The following is a 19,169-nucleotide window of genomic DNA, read 5'->3' as shown; positions in this document are numbered from 1 at the left end:
GTCCGATGCGGATTGCAGACCCCACGCTCGCGCACTCCCCGAATCGATCTACCCTCCACCCATCCGGGCCGCACTGACCGGACGTAAAAGCCCAGTGCATTGCCGGGCGCGTTCCACCGGCCGTGACAGACGGACGCAGCACCCATGACGCATGGGCGGCTGCACGCCGTCCACGGACCGAGAGGACTCGCGGTGTCCAACTTCGCGAAGATCCGCCCCATCGGTCGTCGCCGTGACGGCCGACCGATCTACCCCATCAAGGGCGGCGCACCCACCCTTGCGGAGCAGCGCGACGAGGTCGCCCGCCTCCTCGCCGACCCCGACTACGACGGCGACGTCGCCGAACTGCTCCAGCGCGCCGACCAGGTGGCCGCCGCGATCGAGCAGGCGCAGCAGCGCGACGCCCGTCTCCGTGCCCTCCAGGCCGCGCAGCTCCCTGCCGGTGACCCGCAGCCTCAGGGCGGCCAGCGCCGGCAGGAACCGGGCATGGGCCCCGACGAGCACGGCAACGAGCACCCGCTCACCGTGGCCGAGGCGTTCGTCCGGTCTAAGGCGCTGGAGAGCTTCCGCGCCAATGGCAAGCGGGGGCAGTTCAGCGTCGATGGCGCCGAGTTCCGGGCGGCCCCGTCCGGGACCGTGACCACGGGAACGCAGCCGCAGCAGAACACGCGGGTGCCGGGGATCCTCCCCCAGAACCCCGACTTCCCGCTGCTCATCGCGAACCTGCTGGACCGGCAGACGTCGGACGGCACCACGCTGGAGTACATGCGGGACACGTCCGGCCCGCAGTCGACGTGGAACGCGGCGGCGGTCGTGGCCGAGGGCGGCGACAAGCCGAAGAGCGGCCCGTTCTCCTTCGACCTGATCACCACCACGCTCAAGACGGTGGCGCACTGGGTGCCCATCACCAGGCAGGCCGCCGACGACAACAGCCAGTTGATGGGCTACATCAACGGGAGGTTGACGTACGGCCTGGAGTACAAGCTGGACCGGGAGATCCTCACCGGTAACGGCACCACGCAGATGCAGGGCATCCTCACGACGTCCGGCATCGGCACGTACCAGCCGGGGTCGGGCAACACGGACGCCAAACTGATCACGGTCCGCAAGGCGAAGACGCAGGGCGAACTCGCGCTGTACCCGCCGGACGCGATCGTGATGAACCCGCTCGACTGGCAGGACATCGAGCTGGACACCGACGCGAACGGCCAGTTCCGCGTCATCACGTCGGTCACCGACTCGGGCGCGCCGATGCGTATCTGGGGCCTGACCGTCGTGACCTCGGTCGCGATGACCGCGGGCACCGCGCTCCTCGGCGGGTTCCGGATGGGCGCCACGCTGTGGGAGCGGCAGGGCGTCACGATCCTGATGACCGACAGCCACGCGGACTACTTCACCGCGAACACGCTGGTCATCCTCGCCGAGCGTCGGGCGAACGTCGCGGTCCACACCCCGGCCGCGTTCGTCAAGATCACGTTCGCGGCGCTGCCGTAATGGGCGGCGTCGTCAAGCAGGTCACGCTCACCAAGAGCGCGGCCGCCCGTACCGATTCCCAGGACACCGAGGTGCTGCGCGTCATCGGCAGCGCCCCGGCCCTTCTCGACGGCACGTCGAAGCCCACGATCAACAACCAGGGCACGACGTTCGCCGACCTCGCCGCAGTCACCACGGCGTACAACGCCCTGCTTGCCGCGCTCCGCACGCGTGGCGTCATCGGAGGTAGCTGACATGGCAGCACGCAAGCCCACCAACGAGACCGTCGACACGGCGGCCGACCTCCCGCAGCAGCCGAACCCGGCCGCCATCCGCACGAAGGAGTACGCGGCCGGCCAGGGATGGGACGTCGGCCAGACGGCACCCGAGGACGCGTTCCGGGCGCTCGACGCGACCGGCACGGGCGAGCCCACCGGGCCGGTAGTGCACACGCACCCGGGCGGCTACGCCCGCCTGATCGTCGCCAAGGGACAGGTCGTCACCGACGGCGTCAAGAAGGAACTCGACGCCGCAGACGCCCAGTCGGAGCAGGCCGCCGACGAGAGCGACGAGGGCTGACGGATGCCGTACTGCTCCGAGCAGCAGGCGAGAGACGCGGGCGTGACAGGCACGAGTGCCGAGGTCGCCGCGTGGATCGCCGCTGCCCGCGAGCGGATCGACCGGTACACGCAGCAGTGTTTCGAGCCAACTGACCTGGTGGTGGTGGCGGACGTGGGCGCGGGTGGACTGGTCATCCTCCCGCGCCGCGTCCGCACGGTCACCTCGGTCATGCCCGTACTCCAGGCCGACGACGGGCCGTCGATCCCAGCCACGGCCTACCGGGTCACCTCCTCGGCGGTGCTCGGCCAGGTCGACTCGGTACGTCTCGCGTGGGGTGGCTGGGACGACCTGGTGGTGGGGGCCGAGTCATACAACGGGGGCTGGCTCGGACTGTGGGAGCGGTGGGGCGCGGAGCAAGTGAAGGTGGCCGGCTCGTTCGGCTACGACGCGGCGCCGCTCCTCGTGAGCCAGGCGTGTGCCCTGCTCGCCGCGCACCTCCAGGCGCAGGCTGCGCCGTCCGATGCGGACGCCGAGCAGGACCCGGCCCTACAGGTCGACGACGAGGGCAACAACGTCGCCATCGAGGACACGGACGACGGCCCGTCGTCGGACGTCGTCGAGCCGTCGTCGTCGACCGGATCGACGCAGGTCGACGCCCTGCTGGCGGGCTACCTGAACCGTGGCACTTCGCTGATCGGCGGTGTGTGATGGTCCGCGCCAGGGCGTCGGTGTCGCTGCGGATGGGGACGCAGATCTCGGCCAGCATCAACACCCGCCAGTACGAACGAGGGTTGCGCCGCTTCTTCGGCCGCATGTCGGACGACGTGGCGCGCGCCGTGGACCGGACCCGCATCGACGTGCAGAACGAGGCGCGCCGCCGGGCCCCGGTGGACACCGGCCGGCTGCGGTCGTCGATCGTGTCGCGGACGGAGGGCGGCGGCCGGAACCTTGGCTACGTCGTCGGCTCGAACGTGAACTATGCGGCGGCCGTCGAGTACGGCACCAGCCCGCACGTCATCAAGCCGAAGTACAAGAAGGCCCTTTACTGGCCGGGCGCTGCTCACCCGGTCGCGCAGGTCAACCACCCGGGCACCCGGGCGCAGCCGTTCCTTCGCCCGGCGATCGAGATGACCGAGATCTTCTGGCGGGCGCACGCCTCGCAGATCGGACGGGGGCGCTGATGAGCGACGTAATCGACCTCGGGCACGATCACCGTCTTCAGTTCCTGCGCTGGGCTCCCGACCGTGACCTGAACCCTCAGGTCTCGGACGTTCCAGACGTGGAGCGGTATGCCGCAGTCATTGAGCACCTCACGCCGGAAGGCGACCGGTGTGCGGGCGGTGTCACCTTCGACAGCCCGACCGCTCGCAAGATCGAGCCGGGCAAGGCCATGTGGTCCGTCGAGTCCTGGGCCCCGCTGACCCTGTCTCCGTCCGTGTTGTGTCTGCGCTGCGGGGACCACGGATTCGTGCGCGACGGCCGATGGGTGGTGGCGTGATGGCCGCCTCAACGTCCGGTGCGATCAAGGCGTACCTGGAGTCTCTCAGCCTGCACGTGCCCGTCTTCCGCGACGGGCCCCGCGAGGGACAGGCCGAGCCGTACATCGTCGTCCAGGAAGGCTTGCCCGCCGCCCGCGACGTGCGGGCCGCGGGCGACTTCGGCGACCCGGCCGCAGACATCGACATCCTGGAGACCGTCGTCATCGACCTGGTGCAGCGCGCCAGGGTGAAGACCGGCGAGCGCACCACGAAGGTCACCGAGCGGTACGGGCTGGCCGAGAGCATCGGCCGCGCCCTCCACGGCTGCACCCTCCCCGCGCACCCGGCCCGGGTCCGCGCTGTCACGTTGCAGGACATCGACCGCATCCCCATCGCCGACAACCGCGTCAGGCACTCGATCACCGTGCAGGTGCGTCGAACCCTTCTCTCCGCCGAGGTGACCCCGACATGAGCGACCCCGTGTACATATCCCTGCCCCGCGAGGACGTCGTCTCCTACCTCGGCCCGGCCTGGCCGCCCACCCCCGGAGACCCGCTCCTCGTCGTCCCGCAGGACGCCTCCCTCACGGACGGCGCAGCGATCGTCTACCCGCAGGAGGGACGGCCCGGGACCACCTGGTGGGTCGTGGACTCCACCATCCCGAGGCAGGCCGCCGGCACCCCGGACGAGGCGCTCGCCGCTCTGCTGCCGGGCTCGGTGCTCGGCACCGTCCTCTCGCCCACCCCGACCCCGGACACCCCGCCCGCCGAGAGCTGAAGATGAGCCGGACCCCGGCACCAGGAAGGAAACCGCAATGCCTATCTCCCGCGTGACCAAGGTCTACGCCATCCAGGACGCGAAGATCTCGGCGCTGACCGCCGACCCGTCCGGCGGCCCGGCCGTGTACGGGACGCCTATCGACGTGCCCGGCATCAAGTCCATCGAGATCTCGGGCGACGTCGAGGTGAAGTCCCTCCGAGGGGATAACACGCTCCTGGCCTCCAACTCGGCTGTGACGAACGTGCAGGCGTCCGTGTCCCACGCGAAGCTGTCGCTCGACGTCCTGGTCGCCATCCTCGGCGGCACCGTCACCGACTCGGGCACCGGCTCGACCGAGGTGTCGACGTGGGACCTGTCCGGCACGAACGCCACCCTGCCGCCCTTCAAGTTGGAGGGCGTCACCCCGGCCGGCGGTGTCGACCTGGTGGGCGGGGACATGCACGTCGTCCTGCACAAGCTCACCCTGGCGTCCTTCCCGGACCTCGGCTTCAGCGAGGAGGACTACCGCATCGCGTCTTTCACTGCGAACGCGGAGCCCCTCATCGCCAACGGCAAGTGGGTGTCGATCGTCCTGAACGAGACCGCGGCCGTCATCGCATAAGGCCCCGGGGCCGGCGCGTCCCGCTCAGCGCGCCCGCCCCGGTCCACCTCCCCTCATCCGCAGGCCGAACCCCGGCACTCACGTAGGGACATCACCATGACCGCAGGACTTGACCTGCTCGCCAGCGGCGCGAGCATCTCTCTCACCGACGGAACGTCTGTCTCGCTGCGCTACCCGATGCGCGCCATCGCTCTGCTGGAGGCCCGGTACGGGTCCGTCGTCGCGGTGCAGGACGCCATCGACGGCACGGGCAAGGGCGCCGCGTACGGGCCGATCGTGCAGCTGGTCGGCGCAGGCTGCCTCGGACCGGGTGGGTTCGAGCCGCACTTCCGTGAGCACCAGGACGCGAAGGGCCAGCGTCGCATCTCGGGGGACATCACGTACCGGCGTCGTACGGACGGCGCGGACCTCGCGGACCTGCTGCACCCCGGCCACCTCGGCGATTACGTGGACGCGTGGAACACCGCGTTCTCGAAGGCGCTGGAGGCCATGGGGGGAAACGACGGCGCCCCGGCGGGGGCGACGGTGGAGACGGTTTCCCCTGGTCTCAGCTCTACTACCTCGCCGTCGGTGCCCTCCACATTTCTCCCGACACCTTCTGGGACATGACGCTCTGCCAGCTGATGACGCTGGCTGACGAGCACCAGGCCGCCCATCAGACCGGCGGCAACCGATCCCAGCCCGAGCAGTCCGGCCTCGGCCCGCTCGAAATGGTGGCCATGCAGAGGGGGTGACCTGTGGCCGACGACATCAACCTGCCGAACCTGGTCTCGCACCTGAACGTCAACCTCGACGGCGTGTCCGGGGCGGTCGGGGATGCTGCCCGGCAGGGCTCGGCCATGGGCTCGGCGCTGGGCAACGGCATCCACCGTCAGCTCGACGACCTGCTGCGGCATCTGCCGCAGGTCACCATCGACGGCGACTCGGAACCACTGGACCGCGACCTCGCCCGCGTGCACCGGCAGCTGTCACAGCTGGACGCGCAGCGCATCGGCGTGGACATCTCCGTCCCCGACGCGCTGCGCCAGCTGGAAGAGCTGGAGACTCACCTCCAGCGAATCGGCGACGAGCACCCGGACATCAACGTGCGCGCGGCGACGGCGGCCGCGGCGCGGCAGCTGGAGGAACTGCGGGCGGCTGCCCGACGCGTGGACGACACCGACGTCCGTATCGACGTCGACGTGGACGAGGACCGGGTGGGCCGCTTCACCGGGCTCCTCGGCCGCATGGGCCGCATGGCCGGGCCGATCGCCGGTGTAGCCGCGACCGTGGGCAAGGCGACCGCAGCGTTCGGGGCCGCTGTCCCGGCGGCCGCCGCGGTCGTCACGACGCTCGAGAACGTGGCGCCGGCGGCCGGGGTCGCGGTAACCGGCATGGTCGCGGTCCAGCTGGCGTCGGGCGCAGTGAAATTGGCCGCGGTCGGGATGCAGGATGCGCTCACCGCCGCCCTCGACCCGAGCAAGACGAAAGACTTTCAGGAGTCGCTGAAGAAGCTCTCCCCTGAGGCGCGGAAGTTCGCGACCACCATCCATGAGGCGGCGCCCGGACTTCACCGTCTTCAGCAGAGCGTGCAGGACCGGGTCTTCAAGGGGCTGGGAGACCAGCTGGAACGGACGTCGAAGAGCGTCCTGCCCGTGCTGCGCACCAACCTCCTTTCGTCGGCGGCCTCGCTGAACACCATGGGCTCGGGCGTCCTCACCGCGGCCCGGGGTCTCGGCGAGAGCGGCACCCTGGGCAAGGCCCTCGGCTCGGCGTCGACGGGTCTGAAGAACTTCTCCGGTCTTCCGGCCGTGGCGGTCACGGCGCTGGGGCAGATCGCGGCGGCTGCGGGGCCCTCCTTCGAGGCTCTGACGGCGAAGGCCGGCGCTGCGGGGAAGGGGATCGGTGACCGGCTGAGCAAGGCGTTCGCGTCGGGCTCCATGCAGGCGGCGATCGAGAAGGCGATCGGCCTGCTGGGCCAGCTGTTCACCGTCGGCGCGAACGTCGGCCACATCATCGGCGGCATCTTCAACGCTGTGCCTGCCGGCGGCGGCGGCCTGATCACCGTCCTGCGGGACGTCACGGGCGAGATCGCGAAAATCATCAACAGCAAGGGCATCCAGACCGCCTTGCGCACCCTGTTCCAGACGATGGCCACCGTCGGCGCCACCGTTGCCCCGCTCCTCGGACAGGCTCTCAGCGGCATCGCACCCGTCATCACCGCACTCGGCCCGCCCATCCAGAAGGTGGTGACCGCCCTCGGCGCAGGGTTGAAGCCGATCATCGGCGCACTCGGCCCGGTCCTGACGCAGGCCGCTGGCGCGGTGGGCAGTCTGCTGACCGCGCTGGCCCCGCTGCTGCCGGTCATCGGCCAGCTGGTTGCCGCGCTGCTCCCTGCGATCACGCCGCTTCTGGCCGCGTTCTCGGTGGCGTTCCGGGCGCTGGCCCCCGTCGTGCAGCAGGTGGCCGGGATCCTTCAGGCGACGCTCGCGCCGATCCTCGCTGCTCTGCCCTCGATCGTCGAACCGCTGGCCGCGTTGATCGCCGATCGTCTGGTCTTCTTCCTCACGCTCCTCGGCAAAATCCTCGTCCAGCTGGCTCCGTCCCTCATCAGCTTGGGGACGACGATCGGCGCGCTGATGACCGCGCTCGCCCCGGTCATCGAGGCGTTCGCGCAGCTCCAGGAGCAGCTGTTCTCAGCTCTCATGCCGGTGCTGACAAAGCTGATCAGCGTCGTCGGCAGCATCGTCTCCATCCTCACCACGGGCCTGGCTGCGGTGCTGATGAACACGGTGGTGCCAGCGGTTCAGGTCGTGGCTGCCCTGCTGCGCGGGGACTGGAGCCAGGCGTGGGAGATCGCGAAGACGGCCGCCCTCAACGCGGCGCAGGCCCTGGCCCGGTACGCGATCGACACCGCCAAGAACTTCTGGGGCATGATCCAGTCGATCGTCGGCTACTTCCAGTCGCTGCCGGGCCGGGTGCAGTCGGCCACGGCCGGGCTGCCGGCCGTACTGCAAGGGGCGGCGAACCGGGCCGGTGCCCAACTCGTAGCGGCTACGCAGCAGAAGATTGCGGCCGCCGTCGCCACGATCCATTCCCTTCCCAGCCGGGCGCAGTCGGCGCTCGCCGGGAGCGGCAACGTCCTCTACAACGCTGGCGTGTCCGTCATCCGCGGATTCATCGCGGGAGTCGAGTCGCAGATCGGTGCGCTGGCGTCGAAGCTGGCCTCGATCACCGACATGATTCCGAAGGTCAAGGGGCCGCCGGCTAAGGACGCCAAGCTGTTGACCCCGGCCGGGCGGCTGATCATCGAGGGCCTCATCAGGGGCATCGACGAGACCACGGCCAAGCTGCGGTCGCGGCTGGCATCGATCACGAAGGCGCTCCCCGCCAACGTGAAGAGCGGCTACGGCAGAACGCTGGCGAGGGCGACGGCCGAACTCCAGAAGGAAGTGACCAAGCGGGACGGCGTGCTGAAGAACCTGGCCGCCGCGCAGAAGAAGCTCGACGACCTGGTCAAGGCCCGGTCGAAAGCGTCGTCGGACATCTCCTCGGGGATCCTGTCCGAGGCCGACATCACCAGCGGGCACGCCGATGTGAACTCGGTGTCGGCCATCACGGTGGGACTCCAGCAGGCGCTGAAGGCTTCGAAGGCTTTCGAGACCAACATGGCCGCGCTGCGCAAGGCAGGGCTGCGCTCGGACCTGCTCCAGGAAATCGCTGACAAGGGTGTGTCCGGTGGCGCGGCGACTGCGGCGGCGCTGGCGAAGGCGACCCCGGCTGAACTGAAGCGCATCAACGACTTGCAGGCGCAGCTGGCCAAGTCCGCTTTGGCGACGGGCGCGACGGTGGGCGATGCCCTGTACGGCGCTGGCATCCGCGCGGCGCAGGGTCTGGTCGCTGGGCTGAAGTCGCAGGAGAAGGCCATCGAGGCGCAGATGCGGAAGATCGCCGAGCAGATGCTGAAGACGGTGAAGGCCGTCCACAAGACGAAGAGCCCGTCCCGCGCGTTCCACGCGATTGGCGTGATGGACATGGAGGGCTGGCGCGGGGGCGTCGTCGCCAACGCGGCCCGGGTCATCGCTGCGGCGCGGGACACGGCGCGCGGTGTCCTCGACGCGGCGTCCGGGGTGGGCGGCGCCCTCGCGTCCGTACCGACGTCCGGCCAGCTGGCCGGCGCGTACGGCGTCGCAGGCGGCGGCGACCAGCACAACACGATCAACCTCTACAGCACTGAGGCCACGCCGGACGGGATGCTGCGCGCCCTGTCCTGGCAGGGCCTGGTCGGGGGGCGGTGACCATGCCACAGCAGCGGCTCGGCAACGTGACGTGGGGCGGGCTGACGTTTGGGCCCGGCACCCCGTACGCGGTGACCGCGCTGGATGGCCTCGACGACCTGCCGGAGATCCGCGCCGAGGACGTGGCCCGGCCGGGCCAGCACGGCGACTACACCGGGCCCGACTACACGGGCCCGCGGACGGTGCAGATCGGGTTGGGGCTGCGAGGGTCCAGCCCGGACGACCTGAGGTCGTTGACGCTGGCGCTGCGGGCGGCGACGCAGCCGCAGGCGCAACCGGCCGCGCTCACGTTCCCGGATCAGGGCGTGCTGGTGTGGGCGAAGATCAGGAAGCGGTCGCTGCCGTACGACGCCGAGCACCTGTGGTCCATCGGGGACGCGGCGCTGGAGATGTACTGCGCGGACCCGTACCTGTACGGCCTGCTCGAGCAGTCCGCATCCACGACTGCGTACTCCCCGTCCGCCGGCCGTACGTACCCGCTGACCCACCCCCGCGTGTACGGGGCCGCGGGCACGTCCGGACGGCTGACCGCCATCAACGCGGGCGCGGCGCCGGCATACCCGGTGCTGCGGGTCGACGGGCCGGTGGCCAACCCGACGATCGAGCAGACCACCACGGGAGCGCTCCTCGTCATCGACGCCACGCTTCAGGCGGGCGAGTACCTCCTGATCGACACCCGCTCGCGCGCGGTGCTGTTCATGGGCTCCAGCCCGCGCCGCTCATGGGTGCGCGCGGGGTCGGTGTGGCCCCTGCTCCAGCCCGGCTCCAACGAGATCGCCTACCGGGGGAGCGCCCTGGCGGGCGCCCCGGGTCAAACGTCCCTGCTCACCGTCACCTGGCGAGACACCAGCCTGTAGGAAAGGAGGGCCAGAGATGGCCGTCATCAACCCGCCCGCCTGGCAGCAGGCACCGTCGTACCCTGCGAGGAACGACAGGCTCGCCCTGTCCGGGCTGCTCGCGTACCCGGGCAACTCGGCCGACGAGGCGACCCCGCTGAGGATCCGGCCGGGCGTGAAGCCCAGCTATCAGAACTACCAGCTCAAGGTCCGTGCGGCGGGCACCCCGAACATGACGGTGCTCGTGTCCGGCGGCACCGTGTTCGTGGACCAGCGGGAGACCGGCGGGTCGGGCGCCTACATCTGCGCCAACGACGGCGACGTCACCCTGAACATCGCGCCTGCGGGCGGTGCCGGCCAGTACCGCAAGGACACGGTCGTGGCGAGCGTCTACGACGCGGAGTACTCCGGTGCCCTGTCTCAGTGGCAGCTGGAGGTGATTCAGGGCCCGTACGCGGGGTCGGCCGGCGCGACGGTGCGCGGCACCCTGCCCGCGAACTGTGTGGTGCTGGCTGACATCGCGCTCGCCCCGTCGCAGAGCAGCGTCGCCGCGGGGAACATCACGGACGCCCGCACATACGGGTGTGCGATCGGTGGCGTGCTGCCGGTGTCATCGGCAGCTGTGCCCGCCCGGCCTGCGGTTGGCCAGTTCCTCTACCTGATGGACACGGACCGGGTCCTGTACGGGAAGAGCGACGGCACTACCAGCGAGCTGCAGAAAAGCCCGGGTGCATGGACGTCGTGGACGCCGACGTGGACGACATCGACCGGCCTGCGCCTGCCCGCGTACGGCAACGCCGCGGTGAACTGCCGGTACTCCAAGGTGGGGCGCGCCGTGTCCTACTACATGGACATCACGTTCGGCACGACCACGAACTTCGGCAGCTCGCCTACGACCTCGGACAACTGGGTGTTCTCCCTGCCGGTGGCGGCGGCGGTGGCTCTCACCCCGGCGGGCACCGCGCACATTGAACCGGGCAACGGGCAGCGCGCGTCGATGGCGATGGCACAGGTCAACACTGGCGCTGCGGACATCAGCCTGCACATGACCGGCCCCCGCGTGGACGGCAGCGCCACCGTGTCGGGTGTCGTGGACTCGCTCACCCCCTTCGTGTGGGGCAGCACGATGCGGCTCACGGTCATGGGCCAGTACGAGGCTGCCTCGTGACGACGCCCTTCGACCCGCAGACGCAGCACACGTACACGTACCTGTTCTGCGACCTGCGCACGGACCAGCTGCTCGCGGAGCTGCCGCTGTCCGGCGTCACCTACAGCTACGCCCTCAACCAGCCGGGCACGCTGCGGGGGACGATCCCGTACAACAGCGAGACGCTGCCGCTGGATCCGGAGACCGCGAGCACTCCGGGCCGGACCGCCGTGTACGTGGACCGCGACGGCGTCCTCGTCTGGGGCGGGATCGTCTGGACCCGGCAGAATGCGACGGGCGGCCGCTCAATCCAGGCCAGCGAGTTCCTGTCCTACTTCCAGCACCGGTACGTGAAGCGGACGTTGTCCACGGACACGTCCCTGATCACGGACCCCACGTACGTAGGGTCGGGCCCGACCGCGCAGCGTCTCTACGCCGACCAGAAGTTCGTGATGTGGTCGCTGATGCGGTACGCGTCCGAGCAGGCGGGCGGATCGATCGGCATCGACCTCGGCCAGATCGGCTACGCCGCGCACGGGGTGACACGCAACGTCACCTACTACCAGTACGAGCGCCCGGAGATCTACAAGGCGATCAGCGAACTGGCGGCGGCCGACGACGGGTTCGACTTCTCCATTGAGGTGGGCTGGTCGCAGGCCACGGCCACGACGCCGCCCACCCGCTACCGGAAAGCCATGACCTGGTTTCCGCGCCGCGGCCGCACCGCCGCTGAGTCGGGCCTCGTCTTCAGCAAGGGCGGCGGGTACGGGTCGATCCTCGATTACGACTGGCCCGAGGACGGCACGGCCGTGGTCACGGAGATGTCCGGGCTGGGCGCCGGTACGGGCGAGGCGCGCATCGTGAAGACCGCGGCCGACAACGACATGATCGCGTCCGGCTGGCCGCTCCTCGAAGGCGTGGCGACGTACGACGACGTGGTCGACGAGACGCAGGTGCAGGGCCTGACCAACGCGGACTTGGAGGCGCAGTCGGCGGCGCAGGCTCAGCCCACGTTCGAGGTGTCCGCGGACACCGACCCCGAGTTCGGCTCGTACTCCGTCGGGGACCAGGCGCTGTTCGTCATCGACCCCGAGCCGCAGTCCCCGGCCGGCCGATCGGCGGTGCTGCGGATCGTCGGCATCGAGAACACGGCAGCCAGCGGGCCCGAGCGGATCCGCCTGACCTGTGTGGGGGCGTGATGCCGAGGATCGTCCGGACGCCGGACCTGATGCAGCGGGTAGCGCAGCTGGAGTCGCAGGTGGCTGCGCTGCGCCGGGCGGGCTGGGAGCGGGACGAGCTGCCGTTCTATCCGACGTCGCTGCACACGATGCCGTACGAGGACAGCACGTCCTTCATCACGCTGTGGGAGACGGTCCTTTCCCCACGCACGGCCACGCTGTCGATGGGGATGGTGTTCATAGGGGACCAGGTGTCGGCCGTGAACACCGGTGGCGCGTGGCAGATCCTCCTCGACGGGACCACAGTCGCCGCGTCCGGCTCCGTGCCGGCGCTCTTCTCGTACGTCTTCCCGACGGCGGTGATCGACCTGACCCCGTATCGGGCGTCGGCCTCGCTGAAGGTCCAGCTCCAGGTCCGCCGCACTAGCGGCTCGTCGACCGGCGGCAAGTTCGGCGGCGGCGGCGCTATCGGCGGCGCACCCACCTACGCACGACTCCTCTGAAAGGTCACCACCATGAAGCTTGTGAGACGCGCCGAGTTCGGATGGCCAGAGTCTGAGGCCCCGTTCCAGGCCACGACCCGCGGGGTCAAGGTCCACTACGAGGGGACGCCGGTCAGCACCCGGCTGCTCTCCGATCACGCCGCGTGCATCGCCGAGTGGAAGGCGATACGGGCCAGCCACCTGGCGAACACGAAGGAGAACTACAGCGACGTCGCGTACAACTACGCGGCCTGCCCGCATGGGTTCCTATTCGAAGGCCGCGGCATCGGCCGGCGCACCGGAGCGAACGGCAACCAGGACCTGAACCGCGCGCACTACGCGATCGTCGGACTGGTCGGCAGCGAGGGCCTGACGCAGCCGACCGACGCCATGCTCTCGGCGATCCGCGACGGCATCGAGCTGCTCCGCGAGAACGGCGCCGGTAACGAGATCCGCGGCCACCGGGACGGCTACGCCACCGACTGCCCCGGCGGTCCCCTGTACGCGTGGGTGCAGAAGGGCGCACCGCGCCCGGCTGCGCAGCCCACGACCACCCCGACGACCCCCAGCCAGGAGGCTGACGTGTCTGCTCCGATGATGCTGAACGAGTCCAACGCCACCGATGTCGACCTGCCGTCGGGCGAGTGGGTGGGCCTGGCGTTCCAGGACGCGGTGATCCACTCCGGTCCGCGCGCGCACGACACCCTCGTGCACGTCACCCTCGCCGAGGACGCCCCTGCCGACACCACGGTCGAGGGCCGCTTCTACCTGACCGACACCTCGGGCAACTCGCCCTCGGCCTACCAGGTAGTCGGCCCCCGACTCGGTGGCGGCGGCCACCAGTTCGCCCTGTCCGGCACCGTCCCCGCGGGCAAGCACCTGCGCTTCCAGCTGCGGGTGAAGACGGCGGACGGCGACTCGGTCGCGCTGCTGCACCGCGCCGCGTCCGGCCCGTACTGGGCCACCTCCTGACCCACCCCCCTGTCCCGTCCCTGGAAGGAACACCATGAGAATCGCCAGCATCGCCAAGTCGATCGTGGCCGGCGTCGCCGCCGGTGCGACGGCCGCAGTCACCGCCGTGCAGGACAACGTCCTCACCACCGGCGAGGGCGTCACCATCGCGCTCGCCGTCCTCGGGGCGTGGGGCATCGTCTACGCGGTCCCCAACCGCCCCAAGTCCCCGACGGGCGTCTGATGCGCGCGGCGGCCCGGCGGCTCCGCAAAACGCTGGGCCGCCGCGGCATCGCCCTCGCCCTGCTCGGCTCGGCCAAGGTGTGCTTCGGCTTGGGCTACGCGCTCCAGCCGGACCCGCGCCCCGTCGGGCTGGGCCTGCTCACGCGGTTCGCGGACATCCGCTGCTGGTCCTCCGTGTGGATCATCTGCGGCATCGTCACGTTCGCCTGCGCGTGGCTGCGCGTAGGGCGAGACGGTCTGGGATTCATGGCAGCACTCGTGCCGCCGTTCGTATGGGGAAGCGCGTTCCTGTGGGGGGCGGTGACGGGCGAGTATCCGCGCGGCCTGGCTATCGCCGCGTGGTACGGCATCGGTCACGTCGGTCTGATCTTGCTGCTGGCGACGATGCCCGAGTACTCGGTCCCCCGCCCTGCAAGAAAGGCACGACGATGACGGGAGCCTGGGGGGTCGTGGCTGCGATCGTCGGCTCGGTGCTCGGCGCGGTGGCTTTGCTGGGGGCTGGCCTGTTCGCGGCGCGCGCCACGAAGACCGCGGCGCGTATGACGGCTGAGGCGCAGCGCGCCGCTGCCGAGGCGGCCGCCGAGCCCGCGCAGAGGCAGGCCGACCTCGCCGCCTTCAAGGAGATACGGACCGGCCTAGAGCGGCGCATCGAGCAGCAGGACCGCCGCTTCGACAGCCTGACCTCACTGGTGCGCGCTTTCTCCTGGTACGTGTCTGAGCTGTGCTCGCAGATGCGGAGCAACGGCATCGAGCCCCCTGCGCCCCCGGCCAGGGTCGACGAGTACAACCGAACTGGAGTGTGACCCATGCCGTTTCCGCCCGGAGTTCAGACGGTCGTCCTGACCGGACACCAGACGCTCGGCGACGGTTCGGGCCGCCCGCTGCCGGTACGGATCCGGCCCGTCCCGCAGACCGTCGTCGGCGCGGACTGGGGCGTCGTCGTCGGAGACGGACCCGTCGTCGTCCAGCCCACCGACGCTGGTCAGTGGACGGTGACGCTCGTCGCGACGGACGCGGCGGGGTTCTCCCCCACGGGCTGGACGTATCGCGTCGAGACGGGCGGGGGCGCCCTCTTCGTGTCCCTCCCCGCGGCGCTCGTCGAGGTCGACATCGCGGAGCTGACGCCGGCCGGGTACGACGGTGGCGAGTACGTCATGGTGCCGGGGCCGCCCGGCCCGGTGGGACCGCAGGGTGTCGCAGGGCCGACGGGTGCCACGGGGCCTGCCGGTGCTACCGGTCCGGCTGGTGCGAAGGGGGATGCAGGGGACCCGGGCCCGGCTGGTTCGGTGGGCGCCGCCGGTCCGGCTGGAGCGACGGGCCCGGCCGGTCCGAAGGGAGACCCGGGGGCCGTCGGCGCGACCGGCCCAACTGGGGCGACGGGTGCCACCGGCGCACAGGGACCGAAGGGCGACACAGGAGCCACAGGCTCGACCGGCGCCCAGGGGCCCAAGGGAGACACCGGCGACACCGGACCGCAGGGACCGGCCGGCCCCGCGGTGAACGCATGGTTCCCCGCGGACCACGGGCTCACCGCCTGGTCCATGGACCCGGCCGCGTGCAACGCCAACGGCACGGCTCTGTCCGCCGGCTTCATCTACCTCGTCGAGCTGGTCCTGCGTCAGCCCGCGACGATCAACCGCGTGCACGCGGTCCTCGGCACAGCTGGCTCCGGGCTCACCTCGGGCCAGTGCCTCGCCGGCCTGTACGACTCCACCGGCGCTCGCGTCGGGATCACCGCCGACCAGTCGACGGTGTGGAACTCGGCGGGCAACAAGACGATGAACCTGACCGCGCCCTACGTGGCGGCGGCTGGCCGCTACTACGTGGCGTTGCTGTTCAACGGAACGACCAGCCCGTCGTTCGCCTGCGGGTCGACGCACGGCGCGACCTTCACTCCCGGCAACGCGGCTCTCACCGCTGGGGCGTACCGGTTCTGCCGGAGCGCGGCGGGGCAGACGGCTTTGCCCTCGTCGATCACCCTGTCCGGGTACACGCCGGACGCGAACAACGTGTGGGCTGCGGCCAGCTAGGCCTGTGGTGCCTGCCCGTAGACGGACACCCACCGATCGCCCCGCATGACGACGTCCGCCGTCTCAACGGGGCGGCCGGTGGCCTGGTCGTAGTACGTCCGCTCGATCGCGAGGACCGGGCCGGGCGGCGTCATGCCGAGCGCCTGCGCCTCGACGCGGGTGGCGGTGCGGGCGCAGACCCGCTCGACGGGATCACCCACCTCGATCGACAGCACCCGCATCCGTGCGGCCACGCCGACGCCCGCGTACGGGCCGACCTCAGGCAGCGCGACGAGAGACTGGCCGGTGAGGGCGAGCGGCTCCCACGACTCGGCCAGCTGCACCGGCTGCTCGTCGGCGAGGTAGACGTACGAGGTGTGCATGACCGGCGCGCCGGGCTCAAGACCGAGACGCGCGGCCACGGTGTCGCTGGCCTGCTCGGTCGTCGAGTCGTGCCGCCACGTCCCGACCGCGCCCTGCTCGGCGGCACCCTGCGCGAACGGCGAGTCTTCGCTGCGGCGCCGGTGCTGGCGGATGAGCAGCTCGGGTGTCTCCTGGCTGCGGACGTAGTGGCCGGCCCCGTGGCGGGAGACGACCAGGCCGTCGTCGACGAGGACGCGGTACGCGGCGGTGGCGAGGCTGCTGCTGCCGCCCCACTCGGCGGCGATCTCGGACACGGACGGGRGGCGATCGCCCGGCGCGAGATCACCAGAGAGGATCCGGGCGCGGAGCTGGTCGGCGACCTGCAAGTACTTGGGCGTATCGGTCGTCACCCTGTGCCCCTTCCTGTGTGACTTACGTGACAGAGTACGGAGGCCCGGTCTACTCTTGCGCAAGAGTCAGCCTCTCACGCAAGGGCGGGGATTCGTCATGCCAGGACGCCGAGCGGACGGTTTACGCGCAGCGCTGGAAGACGTCCTGAGCGCTCCTGTGCACCTCACTCCAGCGCGGGGCGGCAGTCGCATAACTGCCGCGGCGCCGGCCGGTGACGACTGGGAGTGCTGGCGTCGGGTGATCGCCCTCTTCCAGGACGCAGACGACTGGGGGAGCAGCACGACTGGCGGCACCCCTGAGATCTGGGCCGAGGTGAGGCAGGAGCCATGAGCGAACCGACGACCGTCATAGAGCCAGCGAGTACGGAGTTGACCAGGCTGGCGGACCACAGCCTGACGTGCTGCCGCTGCCGGCCGGACCGGCAGGGCGCGTGTCCGGAAGGCAAGTCTCTGCTGCGCCAGTGGTACGCGGCGGACCGAGCAGCCAAGCGGAGGGGGCACCGGTGAGCGGCGAGGCGAAGGGAACTGCGCGGCCTGCCCATCGGCCGGACCCGATCCTCGGTCACGGCTACTGCTGGGCCGAGCATCAGGGGACGCACCTCCGCTGCACGCGCCCGAAGGGGCACAGCGGGAAACACGAGCACGAGTACACCCCTCGCACCGAGTGGTGAGACTCCCGGCGCTGGCGTTGGCGATCGATACGGACAGCGTCGGGTAGAGGAGCGGTCGCCCTGCGTCCCCCGTCGTGGGGCGGCCGCTCACCGGACCAGCTCGGGCAGTGGCACGCCGATCGCTGCGGCTAACCGGATCAAGGTGTCGAGAGTCGGGGACTGCTGGCCCTGCTCGATCCGGACCACGGACGCCCGGTCCACCCCGGACCGAATGGCCACCTGCTCCTGGGTGAGGTTGGCGTACAGCCGCACTGCGCGGATGCGCTCGCCGACGGCCCGGCGCTGGGTCAGCACCCAGTCGGGCGAGGGGGAGGCGGACGGCACCCGTCCACGGTTCCGGCACTCTGCACGAGGTCGCCCGCTCAGATAGCGGACCCGCGTGTCGGCAGGCCGCCCCGGTCCTACGATGGACCGGGGCGGTTCTCTTCACGCGGTGTCGGTTCTCAGTCGAATGGGCCAGAAGATTGGCCAAGCGCCTTGCATTAATGCGGCGGAGCGCGACCTGGGAAAACCGCAGGTTAGTACAGAGCTTAGTGCTCAACACCTTCTAAGCGCTTGGCCGCAGGTTCGAGTCCTGCCGGGGGCGCAAGTCTCCGCCCTCCCATCGGGAGGGCATTTTTGCTGGTCAGAGCATGTTTCGCGAGGCACGACGGAGCCCCGGACACTCCCCCGACGATCATGGGGAAGGTCCGGGGCCGTCCGGCTGTCACCGGGTTTTCGCGGGTGGCCCTGTCGAATACGTGTCGAAGTTTTCCGCGAGGTGCGTCAGCCCGCACCGGGCGGCTCGGGGAGATCTCCCGCGGCCTCCAGGCGCCGTTTCAAGTCAGGCAGCTGCCCCTCGACGCACCGTGCGTACGTGGCCAGCAATACCGGCACCCTGTTGCCGGCCCATTCAGCCACCTGGGCGGGCGGGATCCCGTCATTGAGCCACTTCGTGAGGCGCGTGTGCCGGTTGTCGTACACCCGCCTCCCGGTGGGCGACTCGAACACATGCGGAGGCAGGACGGCTTTCCGCGCACTGCGCCACGCCCGGCGAATGACCGAGCCGGCGAGAATGCCGCCCGTCTCCCCCTGGAACAGCAGATCACCGGGCTTGAGCTGCTCGTCCTCGACGTGCTGCCGCAGGATGCCCGTCAGGGCGGGATGCCCCGGTACGGTGCGCGTCTCGCCCTCGGCAAGGCCCTTGAGGTCACGTTTCTCGTGGATCTCCCCTGTGTCGGTCCACTGCTTGCCGACCTCCGGGGTCGCCGTGTGGATCAGCAGCTCACACCACTGGTCTCGGGTGTCGGAGTCAGGAAGGATCACGTCCTGCACGCGCATGGCTACGGCTTCCTCCGGCCGCAGAGCGCAGTAGTACAGCGTGGCGAAGAAGGCGTGCAGCCGCGTTCCCCCGCGTGGCCGGCGACGGATCCAGTCGAGGAGCGCCGCCGCCTGGTCCGCGTTCATCAGAGACCGCTTGTCCACGGCATTGCTGGTCTTGGTGACGGTCGTCGCTTCCTTGCCCTTGGGGAGCGGGTTGGTCCGCAAGACGCGCCGCCGGATTGCGTGCTTCATGACGACGTTGAGAATCCGGCGGTTGCGCTTCCTGGACCAGGCCGCCGCCTGCTTGCCGTCGAGGCGCGTGTCGACGGCTCGCAGAACCTCATCAACCCTCTCCGGCTCCTCCCAGACCGAGACCGGCAGGGAGTTGCGCTCCACCCACCTGAGGA

The 19,169-nt window shown here is 70.3% G+C and carries 24 protein-coding genes; 21 read left to right on the top strand and 3 right to left on the bottom strand.

Annotation, left to right across the window (positions count from 1 at the left end):
- Positions 1 to 144: 144 nt before the first annotated feature.
- From BG482_RS33895 to BG482_RS45835, 21 genes are all read left to right on the top strand, one after another.
- Positions 145 to 1,494, top strand: a complete 1,350-nt coding sequence (locus BG482_RS33895; RefSeq protein ID WP_079142471.1) for a phage major capsid protein — start codon at positions 145 to 147, stop codon at positions 1,492 to 1,494.
- On the top strand, positions 1,494 to 1,727 hold the full coding sequence (locus BG482_RS33890) for a hypothetical protein (RefSeq protein ID WP_069773039.1): 234 nt from the start codon (positions 1,494 to 1,496) through the stop codon (positions 1,725 to 1,727). The genes BG482_RS33895 and BG482_RS33890 overlap by 1 nt, the downstream gene beginning before the upstream one ends.
- A gap of 1 nt (position 1,728) precedes the next feature.
- Positions 1,729 to 2,052 carry a hypothetical protein gene (locus BG482_RS33885; RefSeq protein WP_069773038.1) on the top strand — a complete coding sequence of 108 codons (324 nt, stop codon included), beginning with the start codon at positions 1,729 to 1,731 and terminating at the stop codon, positions 2,050 to 2,052.
- A gap of 42 nt (positions 2,053 to 2,094) precedes the next feature.
- Entirely contained in the window at positions 2,095 to 2,742 is a 648-nt protein-coding gene (locus BG482_RS33880; RefSeq protein ID WP_218108805.1) for a hypothetical protein, read from the top strand.
- The gene (locus BG482_RS33875; RefSeq protein ID WP_256096566.1) at positions 2,742 to 3,215 is read left to right on the top strand and encodes an HK97 gp10 family phage protein; all 474 of its coding nucleotides are present in this window, start codon (positions 2,742 to 2,744) and stop codon (positions 3,213 to 3,215) included. The genes BG482_RS33880 and BG482_RS33875 overlap by 1 nt, the downstream gene beginning before the upstream one ends.
- Positions 3,215 to 3,532, top strand: coding sequence for a hypothetical protein (locus BG482_RS33870; RefSeq protein WP_069773036.1), 318 nt, complete (start codon positions 3,215 to 3,217; stop codon positions 3,530 to 3,532). Before BG482_RS33875 ends, BG482_RS33870 begins: the two co-directional genes overlap by 1 nt.
- Positions 3,532 to 3,984: a hypothetical protein gene (locus BG482_RS33865; RefSeq protein ID WP_069773035.1), complete on the top strand. Its 453-nt coding sequence runs from the start codon at positions 3,532 to 3,534 to the stop codon at positions 3,982 to 3,984. Before BG482_RS33870 ends, BG482_RS33865 begins: the two co-directional genes overlap by 1 nt.
- Positions 3,981 to 4,289 (top strand): hypothetical protein, encoded by a 309-nt coding sequence (locus tag BG482_RS33860; RefSeq protein WP_069773034.1) that lies wholly within the window; start codon positions 3,981 to 3,983, stop codon positions 4,287 to 4,289. Before BG482_RS33865 ends, BG482_RS33860 begins: the two co-directional genes overlap by 4 nt.
- A 37-nt stretch (positions 4,290 to 4,326) precedes the next feature.
- Positions 4,327 to 4,893, top strand: a complete 567-nt coding sequence (locus tag BG482_RS33855; protein ID WP_069773033.1) for a phage tail protein — start codon at positions 4,327 to 4,329, stop codon at positions 4,891 to 4,893.
- A 96-nt stretch (positions 4,894 to 4,989) separates the two neighbouring features.
- Positions 4,990 to 5,502, top strand: a complete 513-nt coding sequence (locus BG482_RS45545) for a hypothetical protein (protein ID WP_069773032.1) — start codon at positions 4,990 to 4,992, stop codon at positions 5,500 to 5,502.
- The gene (locus BG482_RS45540) at positions 5,475 to 5,627 is read left to right on the top strand and encodes a hypothetical protein (protein ID WP_370745936.1); all 153 of its coding nucleotides are present in this window, start codon (positions 5,475 to 5,477) and stop codon (positions 5,625 to 5,627) included. The genes BG482_RS45545 and BG482_RS45540 overlap by 28 nt, the downstream gene beginning before the upstream one ends.
- Before the next feature lie 414 nt (positions 5,628 to 6,041).
- On the top strand, positions 6,042 to 9,170 hold the full coding sequence (locus BG482_RS33845; protein ID WP_141746686.1) for a hypothetical protein: 3,129 nt from the start codon (positions 6,042 to 6,044) through the stop codon (positions 9,168 to 9,170).
- A 2-nt stretch (positions 9,171 to 9,172) separates the two neighbouring features.
- A complete protein-coding gene (locus BG482_RS33840; RefSeq protein WP_069773030.1) occupies positions 9,173 to 10,027 on the top strand; it encodes a phage tail domain-containing protein in 855 nt (284 codons plus the stop codon).
- A 16-nt stretch (positions 10,028 to 10,043) separates the two neighbouring features.
- The gene (locus BG482_RS33835) at positions 10,044 to 11,174 is read left to right on the top strand and encodes a hypothetical protein (RefSeq protein WP_069773029.1); all 1,131 of its coding nucleotides are present in this window, start codon (positions 10,044 to 10,046) and stop codon (positions 11,172 to 11,174) included.
- Positions 11,171 to 12,352, top strand: a complete 1,182-nt coding sequence (locus BG482_RS33830) for a hypothetical protein (protein WP_069773028.1) — start codon at positions 11,171 to 11,173, stop codon at positions 12,350 to 12,352. Before BG482_RS33835 ends, BG482_RS33830 begins: the two co-directional genes overlap by 4 nt.
- Positions 12,352 to 12,834 carry a hypothetical protein gene (locus BG482_RS33825; protein ID WP_176741539.1) on the top strand — a complete coding sequence of 161 codons (483 nt, stop codon included), beginning with the start codon at positions 12,352 to 12,354 and terminating at the stop codon, positions 12,832 to 12,834. The genes BG482_RS33830 and BG482_RS33825 overlap by 1 nt, the downstream gene beginning before the upstream one ends.
- Positions 12,835 to 12,846: 12 nt before the next feature.
- The gene (locus tag BG482_RS45535) at positions 12,847 to 13,785 is read left to right on the top strand and encodes a peptidoglycan recognition family protein (RefSeq protein WP_256096564.1); all 939 of its coding nucleotides are present in this window, start codon (positions 12,847 to 12,849) and stop codon (positions 13,783 to 13,785) included.
- A gap of 34 nt (positions 13,786 to 13,819) precedes the next feature.
- Positions 13,820 to 14,008, top strand: a complete 189-nt coding sequence (locus BG482_RS33815; protein WP_069773026.1) for a hypothetical protein — start codon at positions 13,820 to 13,822, stop codon at positions 14,006 to 14,008.
- A complete protein-coding gene (locus tag BG482_RS33810; protein WP_069773025.1) occupies positions 14,008 to 14,439 on the top strand; it encodes a hypothetical protein in 432 nt (143 codons plus the stop codon). The genes BG482_RS33815 and BG482_RS33810 overlap by 1 nt, the downstream gene beginning before the upstream one ends.
- A 17-nt stretch (positions 14,440 to 14,456) precedes the next feature.
- Positions 14,457 to 14,810: a hypothetical protein gene (locus tag BG482_RS33805; RefSeq protein ID WP_256096563.1), complete on the top strand. Its 354-nt coding sequence runs from the start codon at positions 14,457 to 14,459 to the stop codon at positions 14,808 to 14,810.
- A 3-nt stretch (positions 14,811 to 14,813) separates the two neighbouring features.
- On the top strand, positions 14,814 to 16,037 hold the full coding sequence (locus BG482_RS45835; protein ID WP_069773023.1) for a collagen-like protein: 1,224 nt from the start codon (positions 14,814 to 14,816) through the stop codon (positions 16,035 to 16,037).
- On the opposite strand, the gene BG482_RS33795 is transcribed toward BG482_RS45835, so the two are convergent.
- The 3 genes from BG482_RS33795 to BG482_RS33785 form a co-directional block, all read right to left on the bottom strand.
- The gene (locus BG482_RS33795; protein WP_069773022.1) at positions 16,034 to 16,789 is read right to left on the bottom strand and encodes a GntR family transcriptional regulator; all 756 of its coding nucleotides are present in this window, start codon (positions 16,787 to 16,789) and stop codon (positions 16,034 to 16,036) included. The two genes, BG482_RS45835 and BG482_RS33795, sit on opposite strands and share 4 nt — an antisense overlap.
- A gap of 758 nt (positions 16,790 to 17,547) precedes the next feature.
- The gene (locus BG482_RS33790; protein WP_069773021.1) at positions 17,548 to 17,784 is read right to left on the bottom strand and encodes a helix-turn-helix domain-containing protein; all 237 of its coding nucleotides are present in this window, start codon (positions 17,782 to 17,784) and stop codon (positions 17,548 to 17,550) included.
- A gap of 441 nt (positions 17,785 to 18,225) precedes the next feature.
- Positions 18,226 to 19,158: a site-specific integrase gene (locus BG482_RS33785; protein ID WP_256096562.1), complete on the bottom strand. Its 933-nt coding sequence runs from the start codon at positions 19,156 to 19,158 to the stop codon at positions 18,226 to 18,228.
- Between the last annotated feature and the right edge of the window lie 11 nt (positions 19,159 to 19,169).

The sequence above is a fragment of the Streptomyces sp. LUP30 genome (genome assembly GCF_001746365.1).
Classification (GTDB): Bacteria; Actinomycetota; Actinomycetes; order Streptomycetales; family Streptomycetaceae; genus Streptomyces.
The sequence above is the reverse complement of the archived record's forward strand: the minus strand, read 5'-3'. Positions and strand labels throughout refer to the sequence as shown.

Excerpts from the sequence above, each read along its gene's own strand:
- BG482_RS33895 (WP_079142471.1), top strand. The coding sequence starts at position 145 with ATGACGCATGGGCGGCTGCACGCCGTCCACGGACCGAGAGGACTCGCG.
- BG482_RS33890 (WP_069773039.1), top strand. The coding sequence starts at position 1,494 with ATGGGCGGCGTCGTCAAGCAGGTCACGCTCACCAAGAGCGCGGCCGCC.
- BG482_RS33885 (WP_069773038.1), top strand. The coding sequence starts at position 1,729 with ATGGCAGCACGCAAGCCCACCAACGAGACCGTCGACACGGCGGCCGAC.
- BG482_RS33875 (WP_256096566.1), top strand. The coding sequence starts at position 2,742 with ATGGTCCGCGCCAGGGCGTCGGTGTCGCTGCGGATGGGGACGCAGATC.
- BG482_RS33870 (WP_069773036.1), top strand. The coding sequence starts at position 3,215 with ATGAGCGACGTAATCGACCTCGGGCACGATCACCGTCTTCAGTTCCTG.
- BG482_RS33865 (WP_069773035.1), top strand. The coding sequence starts at position 3,532 with ATGGCCGCCTCAACGTCCGGTGCGATCAAGGCGTACCTGGAGTCTCTC.
- BG482_RS33860 (WP_069773034.1), top strand. The coding sequence starts at position 3,981 with ATGAGCGACCCCGTGTACATATCCCTGCCCCGCGAGGACGTCGTCTCC.
- BG482_RS33855 (WP_069773033.1), top strand. The coding sequence starts at position 4,327 with ATGCCTATCTCCCGCGTGACCAAGGTCTACGCCATCCAGGACGCGAAG.
- BG482_RS45545 (WP_069773032.1), top strand. The coding sequence starts at position 4,990 with ATGACCGCAGGACTTGACCTGCTCGCCAGCGGCGCGAGCATCTCTCTC.
- BG482_RS33840 (WP_069773030.1), top strand. The coding sequence starts at position 9,173 with ATGCCACAGCAGCGGCTCGGCAACGTGACGTGGGGCGGGCTGACGTTT.
- BG482_RS33835 (WP_069773029.1), top strand. The coding sequence starts at position 10,044 with ATGGCCGTCATCAACCCGCCCGCCTGGCAGCAGGCACCGTCGTACCCT.
- BG482_RS33825 (WP_176741539.1), top strand. The coding sequence starts at position 12,352 with ATGCCGAGGATCGTCCGGACGCCGGACCTGATGCAGCGGGTAGCGCAG.
- BG482_RS45535 (WP_256096564.1), top strand. The coding sequence starts at position 12,847 with ATGAAGCTTGTGAGACGCGCCGAGTTCGGATGGCCAGAGTCTGAGGCC.
- BG482_RS33815 (WP_069773026.1), top strand. The coding sequence starts at position 13,820 with ATGAGAATCGCCAGCATCGCCAAGTCGATCGTGGCCGGCGTCGCCGCC.
- BG482_RS33810 (WP_069773025.1), top strand. The coding sequence starts at position 14,008 with ATGCGCGCGGCGGCCCGGCGGCTCCGCAAAACGCTGGGCCGCCGCGGC.
- BG482_RS45835 (WP_069773023.1), top strand. The coding sequence starts at position 14,814 with ATGCCGTTTCCGCCCGGAGTTCAGACGGTCGTCCTGACCGGACACCAG.